The 15,363-nt window shown below is 70.8% G+C and carries 15 protein-coding genes; 8 read left to right on the top strand and 7 right to left on the bottom strand.

Features of this window, described 5'->3' with window-relative positions:
• Position 1: 1 nt before the first annotated feature.
• Positions 2 to 1,120, bottom strand: coding sequence for a DUF6397 family protein (locus tag ACIQM0_RS15410; RefSeq protein ID WP_401286407.1), 1,119 nt, complete (start codon positions 1,118 to 1,120; stop codon positions 2 to 4).
• A 252-nt stretch (positions 1,121 to 1,372) separates the two neighbouring features.
• Entirely contained in the window at positions 1,373 to 1,786 is a 414-nt protein-coding gene (locus ACIQM0_RS15405; protein WP_385037372.1) for a roadblock/LC7 domain-containing protein, read from the bottom strand.
• A gap of 230 nt (positions 1,787 to 2,016) precedes the next feature.
• Here ACIQM0_RS15405 and ACIQM0_RS15400 point away from each other — a divergent pair, with 230 nt between their 5' ends.
• Both ACIQM0_RS15400 and mgtA read left to right on the top strand, forming a co-directional pair.
• Positions 2,017 to 2,382, top strand: coding sequence for a metalloregulator ArsR/SmtB family transcription factor (locus ACIQM0_RS15400; protein ID WP_363028225.1), 366 nt, complete (start codon positions 2,017 to 2,019; stop codon positions 2,380 to 2,382).
• A complete protein-coding gene (gene mgtA / locus ACIQM0_RS15395; RefSeq protein ID WP_401286406.1) occupies positions 2,366 to 5,095 on the top strand; it encodes a magnesium-translocating P-type ATPase in 2,730 nt (909 codons plus the stop codon). The genes ACIQM0_RS15400 and mgtA overlap by 17 nt, the downstream gene beginning before the upstream one ends.
• Before the next feature lie 150 nt (positions 5,096 to 5,245).
• On the opposite strand, the gene ACIQM0_RS15390 is transcribed toward mgtA, so the two are convergent.
• On the bottom strand, positions 5,246 to 6,670 hold the full coding sequence (locus ACIQM0_RS15390; protein WP_401286468.1) for an LCP family protein: 1,425 nt from the start codon (positions 6,668 to 6,670) through the stop codon (positions 5,246 to 5,248).
• Between the two features lie 261 nt (positions 6,671 to 6,931).
• Between ACIQM0_RS15390 and tatA the strand changes: the two genes are divergently transcribed.
• Both tatA and ACIQM0_RS15380 read left to right on the top strand, forming a co-directional pair.
• Positions 6,932 to 7,096, top strand: a complete 165-nt coding sequence (tatA, locus tag ACIQM0_RS15385) for a Sec-independent protein translocase subunit TatA (protein ID WP_401286466.1) — start codon at positions 6,932 to 6,934, stop codon at positions 7,094 to 7,096.
• Between the two features lie 142 nt (positions 7,097 to 7,238).
• Positions 7,239 to 7,814, top strand: coding sequence for a TerD family protein (locus ACIQM0_RS15380; RefSeq protein ID WP_123466495.1), 576 nt, complete (start codon positions 7,239 to 7,241; stop codon positions 7,812 to 7,814).
• An 83-nt stretch (positions 7,815 to 7,897) separates the two neighbouring features.
• Here ACIQM0_RS15380 and ACIQM0_RS15375 read toward each other — a convergent pair whose 3' ends face one another.
• Positions 7,898 to 10,012 (bottom strand): MMPL family transporter, encoded by a 2,115-nt coding sequence (locus tag ACIQM0_RS15375; protein ID WP_401286405.1) that lies wholly within the window; start codon positions 10,010 to 10,012, stop codon positions 7,898 to 7,900.
• A gap of 81 nt (positions 10,013 to 10,093) precedes the next feature.
• Here ACIQM0_RS15375 and ACIQM0_RS15370 point away from each other — a divergent pair, with 81 nt between their 5' ends.
• Together ACIQM0_RS15370 and ACIQM0_RS15365 are read left to right on the top strand one after the other, a co-directional pair.
• Positions 10,094 to 10,603: a MarR family winged helix-turn-helix transcriptional regulator gene (locus tag ACIQM0_RS15370; protein WP_401286404.1), complete on the top strand. Its 510-nt coding sequence runs from the start codon at positions 10,094 to 10,096 to the stop codon at positions 10,601 to 10,603.
• A gap of 130 nt (positions 10,604 to 10,733) precedes the next feature.
• Positions 10,734 to 11,333 carry a class I SAM-dependent methyltransferase gene (locus tag ACIQM0_RS15365; protein ID WP_401286403.1) on the top strand — a complete coding sequence of 200 codons (600 nt, stop codon included), beginning with the start codon at positions 10,734 to 10,736 and terminating at the stop codon, positions 11,331 to 11,333.
• A gap of 75 nt (positions 11,334 to 11,408) precedes the next feature.
• Here the strand turns inward: ACIQM0_RS15365 and ACIQM0_RS15360 are convergent, their stop codons facing one another.
• Positions 11,409 to 12,311 (bottom strand): oxygenase MpaB family protein, encoded by a 903-nt coding sequence (locus ACIQM0_RS15360; RefSeq protein ID WP_401286402.1) that lies wholly within the window; start codon positions 12,309 to 12,311, stop codon positions 11,409 to 11,411.
• Positions 12,312 to 12,472: 161 nt separating this feature from the next.
• On the opposite strand from ACIQM0_RS15360, the gene ACIQM0_RS15355 reads away from it, so the two are divergent.
• Complete coding sequence (locus ACIQM0_RS15355; protein WP_363028237.1) at positions 12,473 to 12,781, top strand: hypothetical protein; 309 nt, start codon at positions 12,473 to 12,475, stop codon at positions 12,779 to 12,781.
• Between the two features lie 95 nt (positions 12,782 to 12,876).
• A complete protein-coding gene (locus ACIQM0_RS15350; RefSeq protein WP_401286401.1) occupies positions 12,877 to 13,863 on the top strand; it encodes a hypothetical protein in 987 nt (328 codons plus the stop codon).
• 94 nt (positions 13,864 to 13,957) lie between these two features.
• On the opposite strand, the gene ACIQM0_RS15345 is transcribed toward ACIQM0_RS15350, so the two are convergent.
• Both ACIQM0_RS15345 and ACIQM0_RS15340 read right to left on the bottom strand, forming a co-directional pair.
• A complete protein-coding gene (locus tag ACIQM0_RS15345; RefSeq protein WP_401286400.1) occupies positions 13,958 to 14,140 on the bottom strand; it encodes a hypothetical protein in 183 nt (60 codons plus the stop codon).
• A gap of 95 nt (positions 14,141 to 14,235) precedes the next feature.
• Positions 14,236 to 15,288 (bottom strand): fatty acid desaturase family protein, encoded by a 1,053-nt coding sequence (locus ACIQM0_RS15340; RefSeq protein WP_401286399.1) that lies wholly within the window; start codon positions 15,286 to 15,288, stop codon positions 14,236 to 14,238.
• Positions 15,289 to 15,363 lie beyond the last annotated feature (75 nt).

Here is a 15,363-nt window from a genome sequence, read left to right as displayed (position 1 = left end):
CTTATTCCCTCCCCGCGGCACCCTCCCGCTGCGGGCCTCCCCGCGGCCCGGCGAGCGGACGGTGCCCGCCGGGCGTAACGCGCCCGGCGGAGCGGGTAGCTGCGCGGCCCGCACGCATCCGAGGGTGCCGACCTCCACTCCCCCGACGCAGCCGGAGCCTGGCCAGCAGGCCGACGGAGCCTCCCTGCGCGGCCGGTTCGACAGGCCCAGCCGGATCGCGGGCCGGCTCGGCCGTCACAGCTGACTCGCCCAGTTCGCCAAGTACGGTCGGTCCAGTCGGTTCGGTCGGTTCCGTCAGTTCGCCAGGTTCTACTGATCCGCTCGGTTCGGCCGGTTCTACTCGCTCAGCCGGCTCGAAAGGCTCGGCCGATACGGGCAGTCGGCCAAGCGCGTCCAGACCCGGCCGCGGCTCGTCTCCGGGGCGTGGCGCCTGGCGGAGCTCGCGGGCACTGTCCAGTTCCATGATGAGGTTGACCCGCCGCCAGAGGATCTCGTCCGGTTCATCGGCGAGCATCAGACGCGCCAACGCGTCCCGCGTGACCGACGATCCCCGTTGCCCGAAGACCGGTTCGGGCAGGACCCTGGCGAGGTAGGCGCGCTCGTACGGGTCGTCGACCACTTCCGCCAACTGGGCAGGGTCCAGCGCCTGGGCCACGACCGCCGCACGCGCCCAGGGATCGCCGGTGAGGGTCAGCAGCCGTTCGATCCGCCGTGAGCGCCAGTTGCGCGGGCGGCAGTCCGTACCGGAGTCCAGCCGGTCGCGCATCCAGGCCGGACTCCTGCCCACCAGCAGTTCGGGTGAGCGGGCCGCGAGGCCGCCCAGTTCCTGGGCGAGATAGAGCCACACCACCGCCCGGTAGCGGTTGAGATAGAGCGCGACCGGTGTGACACATCCCGCGCGGGCCAGCCGGGTGAAGCGGACCGGGCTGATTCCCAGCAGCCGGGCGCCCTCCGCCGTCCCCACCGTGCGCACCCGCTCCCGCAGAGTCCCCGGGAAGCCGTCCTCCGACCTGAGCCGGTCGATCTCTTCCTGGCGGACCCTGGGCCGCCCACCGCTGCGCCCCGCCTCCACCCGGAGAATTCCCAGGTGTACGGCCAGCTCGAACTCCCCTCGTTTCAAGACAAGTTCCGCAGCCGCCCGGCTTGCGGCGACCGTGTGGGTGCCGTTCGTGCGTACCGCATCCGATACCGGCATGACGATTCTCCCCCGCGAGATCCGAATACTCTCCGTGACCACGGTAGCTCGGGGTGAACGACTGCCGCCCGGCCTGTGGATAACTCCCGGGCCGGGCGGCAGCGCTGAGCGGTGGGTCTCGTCGGACCCGGTGAGTCTCGTCAGATCCGGTGGGTCTCTTCGGATCCGGTGGTCTGATCAGATCCGGTTGATTCCGGCGCTCCCGTCCTGCCGCGCCGCCACACCGAGGTGCTCCCCGACCTTGTTGACCAGCAGCGTCATCTCGTACGCCACCTGACCCACGTCGGCTTCGGCCTCACTCAGCACGCACAGACAACTGCCGTCCCCTGCTGCCGTCACAAAAAGCAGTGCCTCGTCGAACTCCACCATGGTCTGCCGGGCCTTTCCGGCACGGAAGTGCCGTCCCGAACCGCGGGCGAGGCTGTGCAGCCCTGACGACACCGCCGCCAGATGTTCCGCGTCCTCACGGGCCAGACCTGTACTCGCTCCGGTCACCAGGCCGTCGTTCGACAGCACCAGGGCGTGCCGTATCTGCTCCACCCGGCTGGTGAGATCGTCAAGGAGCCAGTCGAGTCCCCTGTCCAGTGCCATTCCGTTCCTCCCCGTTCATACGTTCCCCGTGCCCCACTTACGTGTAAGCCTTGCGCACCGGTCACGTAGGGGCAAGCGTCTCTCCGCGGAACGGACAGGACGGGATCGCGCCGAGCGTGCTCAGCGCACCGTCGGCCGATGACGGCTCGCCCCGGAAGCTCGCCGCGTCCGGCGCCTACACTGGTCCCCTCGGGTGCGAGGAGTCGGCCCACGCGGACGGGAGTACAAGAGTGTCGACAGGTGCCGGCGGCGGTTTCCAGGATCCACCCGCGGAGGTGCTGGCCCAGGCGGCTGCCGCCTTCGGTCTGCTGGCGACGCCCGCCCGACTGCACATCGTGTGGGCGCTGGCCCAGGGCGAGAGCGATGTGACGGGCCTCGCCGAGCGGGTGGGCGGCACGCTGCCGTCGGTGAGCCAGCATCTGACGAAGCTGAAGCTGGCCGGTCTCGTCCGCTCCAGGCGCGAGGGCCGCCGGCAGGTGTACCTGGTCGACGACCCCGATGTGGTGACGGTCGTGCGGCTCATGGTCGGCCAGCTCGCGGAGCGGGCCGGCTACCCGGCCTCGCAACCGGTACGGCTCCATGAGCTCGGTGCCTGAGAACGCTGCCGCGGCGGGGACGGGCGACCGGCCGGGTGTCGTCGTACCGATGCCCGGCGCCACCGCCGGCCCCCCGGCGACCGCACGACCGCCCGCCGCCCCGACCTCGCTCCAGGTCCTCCGTTCACTGGACAGCGGGCCACGGGGACTGGTGGAGGCGGAGGCCGAGGAACGGCTGGCCCGGTTCGGCGAGAACATCCTCCCCGCCTGGCGCCCGGTCCCCTGGCCGCTGCGCTTCGTGCGCACCCTGAGGGACCCCTTCACTTCCGTACTGTTCTGCCTCGGGCTGGTCTCTGCCGCGGTGGACGCGTGGGGTACGGCGTCCGTGACGCTGGTGCTCGTGGTGGTCAGCTGTCTGCTGCGGTCGGCGGAGGAGCACCGCGCCGACCGGGCGACGGCCGCACTGCGCGAGCTGGTCGCGACGACCGCGACGGTCCTGCGCCGCAACGACCCCGACGCGGCGCCGCAGGCCCGCGACATACCCATCGGCGAGCTCGTGCCGGGTGACGTGATCAGGCTCGGTCCCGGAGACCTCGTACCGGCCGATGTGCAGCTCCTGCGCGCGAGCGGCCTCACCGTGCACCAGTCCGCCCTCACCGGGGAGTCCGCGCCCGTCGGGAAACATCCCGCGGACGCCGGACAGCGGGAGGGGGCCGCGGCCGCGCTGCACAGCGTGCCCGACGAAGCGGCGGGCGTGTTCGCCCAGCGTCAGCTGTGTTTCCAGGGCAGCAGCGTGGCGTCCGGCAGCGGAACGGCGGTGGTGGTCGCGACCGGCGCGGACACCCGGTTCGCCGCGGCGTACGACCGGTCGGCACACCGCCGCGGGGCCAGCGCGTTCGACCGGTCGGTGCAGGGGATCTCCTGGACCCTGATCCGGTTCATGCTGCTCACCCCGCCGCTGGTTCTGATGGCCAATGCCGCACTGCGCGGGCGGGGGCTGGAGACGCTGCCGTTCGCCGTCGCGGTGGCGGTGGGACTGACGCCCGAGATGCTGCCGGTCATCGTCACCACTGCGCTGGCCCGGGGCGCTTCGCAGCTCGCACGGAACAGCGGGGTGATCGTCAAACGGCTGCCCGCGCTGCACGACCTGGGCGCCATCGACGTGCTCTGCCTGGACAAGACCGGCACCCTCACCCAGGACCGGCCCGTCGTCGACCGCTCGCTGGACCGGGCGGGGGAACCCGATGCGCAGGCGCTGCACTGGGCGGCGGTCAACGCGATGTGGACGCTTCAGCTCGCCGACCTTCCGGCGCCCGACGCCCTCGACGAGGCGGTGCTGGACGCCTCGGAGCAGCTGGAGGACCCGCTGTCCCGCACGGGCGGCGGAACCCCTCGTACCGCTGTCGGGTCGTACGACGCGGTGGCCGCGCTGCCCTTCGATCCGGTGCGGCGCCTCTCCACCGCGGTCGTCCGGCTCCCCGGCGGACTCGGCACCCATGTGCTGGTGACCAAGGGAGCGGTGGAGGCGGTCCTGGAGCGGTGCGACCTTGATCCGGAGGAACGCGAGCGGCTGGCCGGGGTGGCGGCGCGCGAGGCAGCCGGAGGGCTGCGGCTGCTCGCCGTCGCCCGTACCGAGCGGCCCGCACGGCTCGGTACGTACACACCGGCCGACGAACACGGGCTGGACTTCCTCGGCTTCGTGGCCCTGCGGGACGCGCTCACGCCGAGCGCTGCCGAGGCCCTGGAGGTACTGGCACGCCGTGGTGTCGCCGTGAAGGTGCTCACCGGGGACCACCCGGGCACGGCGGCCCGCGCCTGCCGGGATCTCGGGCTGGATCCGGGGCAGGTCGTCTCCGCCGAGGAGGTCGACGCACTGTCCGCGGCGGAGCTCGCCCGCGCGGCCGACCGCGCGACCGTCTTCGCCCGCTGCACCCCTGCGCACAAGGCCCGGATCGTCGCCGCCCTACGGACCTCGGGCCGCACCACGGGATTCCTCGGTGACGGTGTCAACGACCTGCCGGCCCTGCACGCCGCCGATGTCGGCATCTGCCCGCGCAATGCGGTCGACGTGGCGCGGGAGACCGCCGATGTCGTCCTCGCCGAGAAGGACCTCGGTGCCATAGACCACGCGATCACCGCGGGCCGGCGCAGCAGCGGCAACATCGCCACGTATCTGCGCATCACGCTCTCCTCGAATCTCGGAAACGTGATCGCGATGCTGGCCGCGGGTCTGCTGCTGCCCTTCCTTCCGATGCTTCCGGCACAGGTGCTGGTCCAGAACCTGTGTTTCGACGCGGCGCAGCTCGCTTTCGCCTTCGACCGTCCCGCGTCCTCCGTGCTCAGGCGGCCGACGGTGCTGCGTCCGCGGGATTTCCTGCGGTTCATCACCGGGTTCGGGCTGCTGAACGCCGCCGCCGACCTGGCGACCTTCGCCGTGCTCGCCGTTGCTCTGCACGATTCGCGGACGGACGGCCAGGCGGCGTTCCACTCCGGATGGTTCACCGAGAACCTCCTCACCCAGGCCCTGGTGATGCTGCTGCTGCGCACCGGCCGGCGGACCGCGGAGGGCCGCTCGGGCGGACCGCTCCGGGCGGCCGCGGCCGGTCTGGCGGTCGTCGGAGTACTGCTGCCGCTCACCCCGCTCGGCCCGCCACTGGGCATGAGCGCGCTGCCGCCGCTCTACTACCTGTTGCTCGCCAGCGTCCTCGCGTTGTACGCGTGCGGCCTCGCTGCGGCGCGAAACCGCTACGACCGGAAGCGGGGACTTTCGTAACCACGGCGAGCACCGACCGCTCGGGAACCGGCGACGGACCATGGCGGAGTCTGCAGGGGAAGCTCTCACGGCCTGTACGCGCCTGCCCCCGAACCCCTCCTCGCAGCCGCGGACGGCCTGGCCGTCGGCCGGAGGCCGTCCGTGGTCGGTTCAGCCGTACGAGAGGTCGCTGCACGGGTCGTCGTCGGCCGAGCGGGCATCGTCGGCGACGGCGGACGGCACGGTGTCGGGCGTCGGTGTCGCGGGGGCGGCCGAGGGGTTCGCGGCGTAGACGCTGCCGACGATCACCTGGATTCCGGCGTCGGCCGACTCCGTGGTCCGCGCTCCCGGGAAGAGCCGGGCCGTGGTCTCCGCCTTGTCCCGGAGGCCGGGGCCGTAGGTGACGAGAGTGCCGGTCCGGTCCTGGGCGTTCGCGGTGGCCGTACCGGTGACGGTGAAGCCGTGCGAGCGAAGGAGCTCGGCCGCCCGGGCCGCGAGTCCGGTCACGGTGGTTCCGTTGTAGACGGCTACGTCGATACCCGCGCCGGAGACGGGAGCGGTGGGAGAGGCGGACGCCCCGCCGGATGCGGCGGAGCCGCCGCCCGCCCTCTTGCCGGCGGCGTTCTGCCCGTCGAGGGTGCGGTCGGCCTTGAGGGAAGCCCACAGCGCGCCGGCGTCCGGTTCCACGATCGCGACGCGGGCGCCCTGGTAGCGCCAGGGGATGGTGACGAACTTGGTGTTGTGCAGGTCGACGTTCTTCATCGACATGGCGAACGACAGCAGCCGGTCGGCCGATCCGAGCCCCGGGTCCACGGTCATCGCGTCGGTCGCCGCGTTGGCGAGCGGCAGCAGGGTGGTCGGGTTCAGGCCGCGGGACTTGACCTTCTTCACGAGGGAGCCGACGAAGGCCTGCTGCCGCTTGATGCGCCCTATGTCGGACCCGTCGCCGATGCCGTGCCGGATCCGTACGTAGTCGAGTGCCCGCTGTCCGGAGACCGACTGCGGTCCCTTGCCGAAGATCAGGGACCCCCGGGTGGCGCGCTTGGGATTCAGGTCGCGCTGGTAGATGTCCTGCGGCAGGCAGACGGGCACCCCTCCGACGGCCGAGGTGAGCGCGGAGAAGCCGGCGAAGTCCACCACGATGGTGTGGTCGACCCGCAGACCGGTGAGGTGCTCGACCGTGTTCTGGGTGCAGGCGGGGTTGCCCTCGGCCGTCTCCCCCACCGAGAACGCCCCGTTGAAGATGGCGTTGTGCTGCGGAGCCGTCCAGCCGCCGTCGGGCTTCTTGCAGGCCGGGATGTCGACCAGGGTGTCGCGGGGTATGGACACGGCGACGGCGTGCTTGTGGTCGGCGTACACATGGAGCAGGAACGCGGTGTCGGAGCGTCCGACGTCGCCCGTACCGCCGCCGAGGCCGCTGTTGGCACCCGACCGTGAGTCCGATCCGATGACGAGGACGTTCTGGCCTTCGGAGGTGTCGGGCGGCCGGTCGCCGGAGACTCCGTCGGCGCTGAACGTATCGATGCTTCCGGTGAGTTTGAGGTAGCCCCAGCCGACTCCGGCGACCAGGAGCACGAGGAAGGAGAGTCCGAACAGGGCTGTCCTGCGCAGACGGCTCCGCCGCCCCCCTGTCGCCGCCCCTTTGTGACCGCCAGCCATTGTCCACCCCAGCTATCGTCCGGCTTCCACGGAGTCGGACTCGCACCGCATACGCATGGTTGTACAGTTGCGCAATGTAGCAATTGTCTCTGCCCGGATGGATCACCGGACCCGTCCATCGTCGGTCCGATCCACTGTCCGTAAACGCCTGCCCGGAAACATTGACCGGAAGACACCCGAAGAAAGGGCGTGAAGCGCATGCTGCGCAACGGCCTCGAACCCTGGCACCTGCTTGTCGTCGCGATCGTCGTGCTGGTGCTGTTCGGCTCGAAGAAATTGCCTGACACCGCCCGCGCCCTGGGCAAATCCATGCGGATCCTGAAGAGTGAGGCGAAGGCCATGAAGGAGGAGACACCTCGGTGAGCGGCACGGCCGCAGGCTCTGCGCCGCGCTCACACTTCACGGCTTGCGCAATCAGGGAACCACAGGGGAAGGGCCGTCGTTCAACTCGGTGACGGCCGAAGCAGTACTGATCAACGGATCACTGGATCATTGGAGGAAGTTCATGGGTGTGACCCTGGCCAAGGGCGGCAACGTCTCCTTGTCGAAGGAGGCGCCCGGCCTGACCGCGGTGACGGTCGGCCTGGGCTGGGACGTACGGACGACGACAGGCGCCGATCACGACCTCGACGCCAGCGCGCTGCTGTGCTCTGACACCGGCAAGGTCCTCTCCGACCTGCACTTCGTCTTCTACAACAACCTCAACAGCCCGGACGGTTCCGTCCAGCACACCGGTGACAACCTGACGGGTGAGGGCGAGGGCGACGACGAGTCCATCAATGTGGACCTGGCGGGCGTCCCGGCGGATGTCGCGAAGATCGTCTTCCCGGTGTCCATCCATGACGCACAGAGCCGGGGGCAGAGTTTCGGCCAGGTGCGCAACGCGTTCATCCGTGTGGTGAACCAGGCCAACGGGGTGGAGCTCGCCCGCTACGACCTCAGCGAGGACGCGTCGACGGAGACGGCGATGGTGTTCGGCGAGCTGTACCGGCACGGCGCGGAGTGGAAGTTCCGCGCGGTCGGCCAGGGGTACGCCTCCGGCCTGGCGGGCATCGCCTCCGACTACGGCGTCAACGTCTGACCTCTTCAGTACGGTGACCGGACAGCTACGGGTCCCGGTCCGCACCCCAGCACACGGGGGTGCGGACCGGGACCCGTACCGCGTCACCGGAGCCCGGCGGCTTCCCGCGCCTTCGCCCCGCGGCCGCTGATCGCGCTGGGCCACCAGGCCTTCGGGCCGATGTCCACGACCAGCGCGGGCGCGAGCAGTGAACGCACCACCAGGGTGTCCAGGAGCACCCCGAAGGCCACGATGAAGGCGATCTGAGCGAGGAACGCCAACGGAATGACGATCAGCGCGGCGAACGTGGCGGCCAGCACCACCCCCGCCGAGGTGATCACCCCGCCCGTACTGACCAGTCCACGCAGCACGCCCTGCCGGGCTCCGTGCACCAACGCCTCCTCCCGGACACGGGACATCAGGAAGATGTTGTAGTCCACGCCGAGAGCCACCAGGAAGACGAATCCGTACAGCGGGACGGAGGCATCCGTGCCGCTGAACCCGAAGGCATGTCGGAAGACCAGCGACGAGACGCCGAGGGTCGCGAGGAAGTTGAGTCCCACCGTGGCCACCAGCAGGACCGGGATCAGCACGGACCGCAGCAGCCCCATCAGGATCACCAGAATGATCACGAGCACCACCGGCACGATGATGCCGCGGTCGCGGCCGGCAGTCTGCTGGGTGTCGTACTGCTGCGCGGTGTATCCGCCGACGAGCGCGTCGGCTCCCGGAACCGCGTGCACGGCGGCGCGCAGGCGCTGGATCGTGGCCTTGGCCGCATCGCTGTCCGCGGCGTCCTTCAGCGTGGCGTCGACGCGCACGCGGCCGTCCACCACGACGGGCGGCCCTGCGCCCGGCTGTCCGGAGGCCGTCACGGGTGCCGCGGAGGCGACGCCTCGTGTCCCGGCGGCCGCCGCGGTCACCTCGGCGACGCGGGCGCTGTTCGCGACGACGACGGCGGGGTTGCCCGATCCGCCCGGGAAGTGCTTCCCGAGGGTGGCCTGCGCCGAGACGGACGGGGCGTCGTTCACGAAGATCTCGTCCAGCGGTACGCCCTGCGACTTCAGCGTGGGCGCGAAGGCCGCGCAGGCGACGAGCACCAGGGACGTGGAGATCCAGACCTTGCGCGGGGTGCGGTCGACGCGGGCCGCGACCCGTCGCCAGATGCCGTGCCCCCCGGCCGCCTCGTCCGCCGGACGCGGTTTCGCCGGCCAGTAGGCGGCCCGGCCGCACAGGACCAGTGCCGCCGGCAGGAAGGTCAGCGTGCTCAGCACCGCGCAGACGATACCGATGGCCCCCACCGGGCCGAGAGCCCGGTTGTTCGTCAGGTCGCTCAGCAGCAGGGCGAGCAGGCCGAGGGCCACGGTTGCGGCGCTCGCGGCGACAGCCCCGAAGGAGCGGCGCAGCGCGGCGACGGCCGCGGCCGTTCGGTCCCCGTGCCGGGTGAGCTCCTCGCGGAAGCGGGCAGTGAGCAGCAGCGCGTAGTCGGTGGCCGCGCCGATCACCAGGATCGACAGAATGCCCTGGACCTGGCCGTCCACGCGTACGACATCGTGGGCCGCGAGAGCGTAGACGATCGCGCAGGCGAGTCCGAGGGCGAGGACGGAGCTGATGATGATCAGGAACGGCAGCAGCAGGCTGCGGTAGACGAGCAGCAGGATCACCAGGACGGCGGCGAGCGCGACACCCAGCAGCAGCCCGTCGATCCCGGCGAAGGCGTCCTTGAGGTCGGCCTGACTCGCTGCGGGGCCTGCGATCCCGGCCTTGGTGCCCGGCACCGAGTCAGCCGCTTCGCGCACCCGGTCGAGCGTGCCGGGCAGCGCGTCACCCAGGTCGGAGTCGAGTTGTACGACGCCGGAGAGCGCCTCGCCGTCGTCGGCAGGCAGTGCGGGCGAAGGCGTTCCGACGACTCCCGGTACCCCGGCCAGGGACGCGAGAGCCCTGGTGGACGCGGCCCGCGCACCCGCCGGGAGCGGGCCCCGCTCGCTTGTCCAGACGACGATCGCGGGCACGGTCCCCGACCGCTGGAACTCCTTCTGGGCCTCGGACACCTTCGTCGACTCCGCGCTGCGCGGCAGGAACGCGGCCTGGTCGTTCGTGGACACCTCGCCGAGCTTCCCGGCGTACGGGCCCAGCGCCCCGCCGATGCCGAGCCAGACGACGAGCAGGGCCACCGGCACCAGCCAACGGACGATGCGGTGCCGCGGTACGCGCTTCATTGATTCCCCAGAAGTCGGTGCACGATCATTTTCTCTCGCTCATTCATTATCTCAATGATTGAGAGATATTACTCTGGAGACATGCGCACCGCAGACACAGGGCCGGACAGAGGCATGGACGACGGACCCACCGGGCTCCAGTCGTTCGCAGTGCTGCTGCGCCGAATGAACAGCGAGTTCAATCGCATCGCCCACGAGTTCGCCCAGTCCCAGGGCCTGCACCCCACGGATGTGCAGGCGCTCATCGCGATCCTCGACGCAGAGCGCAGGGGAACGGGGGCGGCGATGACTCCGGGAGGACTGCGTGAGCAGCTGGACCTCACCTCGGGGGCGGTGACGGCGTGTCTGGACCGGCTGGAGCGCGCCGGGCACATCCGGCGGGTCCGGGACAACAGCGACCGCCGGGTGGTGCATCTGCACTACGCAGCCGCGGCGAAGGCGGTGGCCCGCGACTTCTTCATGCCCCTGGCGGACAGCACGGACATGGCCCGGCGCAAGTTCGACGAGGCCGAACTCGCGGTCGTGGCGCGCTTCCTGGACGCCATGAACGACGAGCTGGCCCAGTTGCGCAAGGACGGGCGGCGGCACTGAGCGAGAGGCATTCCGGCGGGCGCGCGGCACCCCCAGGCCGACACGCTCCCGAACGAGAGCACCGCGCAGTCGGGCATGCACCCGGATCGATGCCGGTTCGTTCGAGCGGTCATTGCGCGATCATGTCCGCATGGCCGATGACCACACGCACGTCCAGGACTTCTTCACGGCCCGCGCCGCGGACTGGGACACCCGCTTTCCCGACGACGGTCCGGCCTACGCCGCGGCGGTCTCCGCTCTCGGCCTGCGCGCGGGCGACGCCGTGCTCGACGCGGGCTGCGGTACGGGACGGGCACTGCCCGCCCTGCGGGCCGCGGTCGGCCCCAGGGGCACGGTGCTGGGCGCCGACCTCACCGCGGCCATGCTGGAGGCCGCGGCACGCGCGGGCCGTGACCGCGGCGGGCTGCTGCTCCAGGCCGACGCCGCCCGGCTGCCGGTGCGTACGCATGCGCTCGACGCGGTGTTCGCGGCCGGACTGATCGCGCATCTGCCGCGGCCGGAACGGGACCTGGCGGAGCTTGCGCGCGTAGTGCGGCCGGGCGGGCTGCTGGCGCTGTTCCATCCCATCGGCAGGGCGGCACTGGCCGCGCGGCACGGCCGGACGCTCACCGACGACGATCTGCGGGCGGAACCCAACCTCGGCCCACTGCTGGCCCGTTCGGGCTGGCGGCTGAATACGTACATCGACGAAAGGGACCGCTTCCTCGTCCTGGCCGAGCGGACCGGATGAGTCTCCTCGGGGCTGCCGTCCGGATCGGGGCCAGGCCAGAGGGGCCTCGCGTGCCGTGCCGGCCGGTCCCCTCAGTCACTCCACCGGGACGTCCGGGCCACGGAGGTGCCGGACCGGGCAGCCGCCCATACCGGGCGTGGGGTAGGTGCCGAGCGCGGACACCTCGTGACCACTCGGGTAGCCCTTGATCTCCGGATTCTGGCGGGCGTAGTGCGGGGTCCTGCGGGGTGGCAGCAGACGGACCGCGCGGGCCCTCAGGCGCAGGGCGCCCCGGGTGAGGCCTCGCGCCACCGGGCCCGGACGCCCGTAACGGAAGGCCCGCAGCAGCGAGTCGTCGAGAAGGGCGAGGCTCGCTCCGCGCACGACCCGCGCCAGGGGGCGCGGGTACCAGGAGGCCATCAGCGCCAGCGTGGCGTCCGACACCTCTCGCGCTCCCTCGTCCCAGCCGAAGTGTTCGTTCTCGTAGGCGTCGAGGGTGCGCTCGAAGTCCTCGTACGTGTGCGGCAGGTCCTTGATGCCCATGTGGGCGCCCAGGGTGCGGTAGTAGGCGGCGCAGGCCCGCAGCTCGTGCCCGGACAGCCGGCGCCATCCATAGGTGTCGAGCCAGCGCTTCGGGGTGACGACGAAGGTGCACAGCACGTAGCGCATGTCGTCGTTGCTGATGTCGTAGCTGCGGTGCATCTGGTTGATCCGGCGGATGGCCGTACGCCCCGGGTCGCTGTCGAAACCGTGTTCGACCACGGCGTCCAGGAGCAGCGTGGTGTCGTCGTACCTCTTCTGCGAACGACCTGTCAGCTGCGCTGTCTCGGCGAGGAGACCGCCGATGCTCGGGACGGCATACGTCCGGTACAGGGCGAGTTCGAGGGCGCGAGTGATGTCCCAGGGGAATTCGTACGTGGCCGTGATCCGGTAGATCTCCAGGAAGTCCCTCTCGGGATCCAGGCGTTGGATGTCCTTGAGCCGGTCGTAACGCTTCACCGCACCGTTCCTCTCTTCGTCCAGGTCGAGTGTCCGACCCTATGTCTGCGGGCAGGACGTGAGTACGCACGGAGGACAGGGACGCCGCGCACGGCGTGGCATGTCCCCCCAGCGCGCGCACGCCCTGTCCGGCACATACATGTCCAGGAAAGGCGGTCTCCATGACCGACATGTTCGGCATACTCCGCAGAGCCGTGAGCCCCGGCCGCAAGGGCGGCCGGTCCGGCGTTGCCACCAGGGCGCCGGAGCGCCGGCAGCACAACCTGTTCGATGCGGCAGCCACGTTCGTCGCGGCATCGGTGGAGGACGACCAGGAGCGGATGGACGAGGCGAGCGGCTGGGTGTCGCCGGAAGCGCTCTCCTTCGGCGTCGGAGAACTGGCCTGCAGGGCGGTCATCGCGCTCGCCCGTGAGCGCGACGAGTCACCCGAAGCGGTGGCCCGTACGCTGCTCGGCCTGGCCGACGAGTAGGAGCCCGTCCACGGCGCACCAGTGCCAGATATTCTGCCTTGTCAGGGCCTCGACGAGTGGGTTACCCACTGGTTAAGGTGCGCCGACGGACAACCATGACGGACGAGGAGGGTGCAGTGACCGGGACGGACGACACAGTCGCCGACGACGACGCACTGTATGTGCTGACCGCGGTCCTGCTGACCCCCGCGCAGTTCCCGAGCGTTCTCGGCGACGACTACCCGGCCGCGTGCGCGGCGCTCGGCCTCCAGCCGTACGCCGGGGGATTCGGCCTGGTCATGGGCCAGGACGGCGACGGGGCCAGGTGGACCGTCGTCGTCGATGACGTGTCCCTGGTGGCCGTGGCGATAGCGTCCTGGGACTGCGGCATGGAGTACGACCTGTCGCCCGACGACCGCACGGTGGTCTGCGCTCTCCCCGGCTGGCCGCTCGCCGTGGCGATCGCCGCGCCGGGCGTGCCCGCCCCGCACGACCCGGCCCCGGATCCCGGGGCGGAGGACGGGGATCTGCCGCCGCTGGCTCCACCGGACACCGATGAGTGGGGCCCGGCCCAGCGTCGCCTCGGCGCGGACGCGATCGCCTTGCAGTGGGCGGTCTGGCGCGAACAGATCGACGACGGGACCGCGTTCGTGCCGGCGGGCGGCCGGGTTACGGAGGGCCAGGGCGCCGTCGAAGGCGACGATGCCGCGTCAGGCGCGCGCGGTGGGACCGGTACGGATACGGGTTCCCACGCCGCCGAGAACAACAGCACCGCAGACGGCGAGGACGCCGCGGAGAGCGAAGGTGCCGCCCAGCACAACGCTTCCTCCGGTAGGCATCCCGGCGTCCGGCGGGCTCTCGCCGAAGCCCACGCCTACGTCGACGCCCCGCCGCCGCCCGGACGGGTCCGTTCCGCGTTCGCCTCCGGGGATGCCCGGACGATCCGTGCCGACGGTCCCGGCTGGTCCATGGTGGCCAGGACCGACGACATCGCCTTCCTGCTGCTGGACGAGATACCGGGCGAGATACTTCCGGTCGGGCGCGGCGAGGAGCTGCCCGGTCTGCTCAAGGCCCTGGACGCACTGGCCGTACGGCCCTCCTGAGACGCCCGGACCCCAGTGCTGTCAACTGCACGGGAGCCGGGGCCCGGAGGCACCGATCCGGACGCGGGGCCCGGATCGGGGAGGACCGCATCGCTCAGCGTCCGATCTCCTTGCGAGTGATTCTGCGGAGCCTGCGCCGCTGGCTGGGATCCAGTACCAGATAGGCGATCGCGGGGACTCCGATGAGCACCAGCAGTGACAGCCAGAACCCGATGAGCGGCATCAGGACGACTGCGACGACAACTCCCCCGATGGCGATCTTTGCGCTGTTCGACATCGTCCACGCCTCCTTCGCGGCCAGTGGCCGCTCCTGCTGTGAGAACGCCTGTGCGTGCTCATCGGTTCCAGCCTGCCCGAACCCGTCGGGAACGGTCACCTGAGCGGCGCGCCGACCTCGTGCATGTGGTCGAGGGCCTGGCGGTAGGACTCGATGAGTCCGGTCTCCGCGTACGGCATGCCGAGCGCCTCGCAGTGGGCCTTGACCAGGGGCTGCGCCAGCCGCAGGTGCGGGCGGGGCATGCTCGGGAAGAGATGGTGCTCGATCTGGTAGTTGAGCCCGCCGAGGAACCAGTCGGTGAGGACGGCGCCCCGTACGTTGCGTGAGGTGAGGACCTGGCGCTGCAGGTGCCCCCAGCGGTCGCCGTCGGGGTCGGGCATCTCCATGCCCTTGTGGTTCGGGGCGAAGGCCATGCCCAGGTGGAGGCCGAAGAGCGCGTGGTGCACGAGCGCGAAGACGACGGCCTTTCCGGGCGACATGACGGTGAGCAGCAGCGTGGCGTAGAGGCCGAGGTGTGCGACCAGAAGCAGGGCGGAGAGGACACGCTCACGGGCGGGCTGCTGTCGCAGGTACTGGAAGCCGGAGATCTTCAGGGCGATGCCCTCCAGGAGCAGCATCGGGAAGAACAGCCGGGCCTGGTTGCGGGTGAGCCAGCGGGCGAAGCCCTCGCGCTGTGCGGCCTGCTTCTGGGTCCAGACGAGGGCGCCGACGCCGACGTCCGGGTCCTTGTCCACATGGTTGGGGTTGGCGTGGTGGCGTACGTGCTTGTCGTTCCACCACGCTTCGTTCATGCCGAGGAGCAGATTGGCGTGCACCAGGCCGATGGCCCGGCTCGCCCGGCGGTCACCGGATATCTGGGCGTGCCCGGCGTCGTGCCCAACGAACGCGGTGCGGGACCAGAAGACGGCGAGGGGCAGAGCGAGGAGCAGGGTCCACCACGTGTTGCCGAGGAGGACCATTCCCGTGATCACAGCGCCCAGGGCAAGCAGATTGGCGGCGATGCCTGCCGCGTACCAGCCGGTGCGGCGTTCGAGGAGTCCCTGCCCCTTGACGGCCCGCAGCAGAGGCGCGAAGTCACTTCCTGTACTTCCGGCACTTCCGGCACTGTCACGGGTTCGATCCGCGACGGTGATTGCGGCCTGAGGCATGATGTCTCCGGTCTTAAAGGGTGCGCTGGAGGTGCGCTGACCTGATGAAACGTACGGGTCGCAGATGTATAGCAG

The organism is Streptomyces sp. NPDC091387, from assembly GCF_044756945.1.
GTDB lineage: Bacteria > Actinomycetota > Actinomycetes > Streptomycetales > Streptomycetaceae > Streptomyces.
Note: the sequence above shows the minus strand (reverse complement) of the source record. Positions and strands in the feature narration are given on the sequence as shown.